General features: G+C 43.6%; 1 protein-coding gene. It reads right to left on the bottom strand.

Features of this window, described 5'->3' with window-relative positions; all coding sequences use genetic code 11:
* Positions 1-145: 145 nt before the first annotated feature.
* Positions 146-1,441: a transposase gene (locus BR24_RS02095; protein WP_107758343.1), complete on the bottom strand. Its 1,296-nt coding sequence runs from the start codon at positions 1,439-1,441 to the stop codon at positions 146-148.
* Positions 1,442-1,668: the final 227 nt, after the last annotated feature.

Raw genomic sequence — 1,668 nt, 5'->3', positions numbered from 1 at the left:
ATTCAGTTCTTTAGCAAGGATAATGGTATCTCTCTTTTTTTAAATCCTAAAAAAGGGCGCACTAATCCCACTAGCCCTAAAATGACTTCTTAATCATCCGGCCTGTAACTTTTTGCCCATATTAGAGATGCTTTTCTTCTCCTTTTTAAGCTACCAGGCTCCGCATCTTCTCTGCCTGATTTTCCCGAATTCGCCCTATCGCCATTGCTAGCATAACACATAGGGCCAGTCCGCACCGCAGCTTCATTTTGGCCATGCCCCGAATGGTATGCTGTTCGAATCCAAAGGATACATCGAGTCTGCTATTTACCCGTTCTACTGCTGTGCGTTTTTTATATTCTTTTTCCCACTTATAACTTGCACGGTCGATCGGCGTGAAAATCCGTCGGTTTTCCGCTAGCGGTATACGTATTCCCTGACTAACTGAACACTGTTCCATTCCCTGACACTTGATTCCGTATCGCTTTGCCGGACATAACTTCTTTAGTGTCCCTCTGTCTTTTTCAAAACCACCATTACTCATTTCTCGTTGCGTTCCGGTTTCCGGACAATAGCAATATACATTGCCCTTGTAATTGTAGGCCACGTTCTTGTAATTGGTCAGTAGCCTGGTTTTTTCCCCATCTCTCCACAAGTTACGTATGTCAATAACAGGCTTTATTCGGTATTTATCCCAGCACTTTGTTATTAGTTTTGTATCATCATACCCTCTATCTGCTACCATGGTTTCCGCCCTCTTGAGTATTTCTGGTTGCTTTTCCTCCATCCGTTCCAGCATTCGATGCCCCTCTTTTATGTCAGACTCCGACGCCTTCGTTAAACTGAATATTATCGGAAGTTCATAGGTCGCGTCAACTATCAGATGCAGTTTGTACCCAAACCATTTCACGATCTTCTCCCATGCCTTACCGTTCTCGTACACCCCTCTATATTCCTTCCTGCCATAGTCCGCATCTGTATCCCGGCGACCGTCTCTTTCTCCCTTTTTATTTTTGTGTTTGGCAAATGATGAAATTGCTTTACTGTCCATAGCCAGGTTCTTGCCAAAGTCCGGTAACATCTCTGACAATTGCTTCACCATTTTATCGAACATCTCGTCTATTAATTTCTCCTGTTTCATCAGTGCCTTTAAAAACCGGGTGTATGCCCAGGGCGACGGTACTTGTTCATTAAACCCGCAAAGCTCTCGTAATTGTCCATTGCGGGCCAGTTCCCGCCGTAACTTCTCCACACTCTCATGCTGGAACACAATACCCGCTAGTATGGAATTCCATATTGCCCGAACCGGATAATCGTTTCTCCCTTTGCCCCGGTTTCTCTCAAGGGTCCTCATTAACTCTTCGTCTGGCATGTAATCCAGAACCAGCCGTAAACGAACTAAATCTCCAATTGTTTGTATTTCTGTCCACTCAAATAGCTTAATTTGTGGTATAATAGCCATAACAGGCATCCCTCCCTGGGTAGGATTTTTGTCTTTTCAACTTCAATTTTACCACAGGTGGATGCCTGTTGCTTATTTTTTACAACATTTGAGGCTGGGGTGAATTTTTCCCTCAGCCTCTTGTTTTGCGCTAAAAACCCTTTTCTATACACCTTTTTCTGGGGTAAATTTATTTTTGACCTTTCGCTAATCCCTTGGATTGTCAGGATTTTCTGACAACGCAATTA

It is taken from the genome of Pseudodesulfovibrio halophilus DSM 5663, from assembly GCF_059568665.1.
Note: the sequence above shows the minus strand (reverse complement) of the source record. Positions and strands in the feature narration are given on the sequence as shown.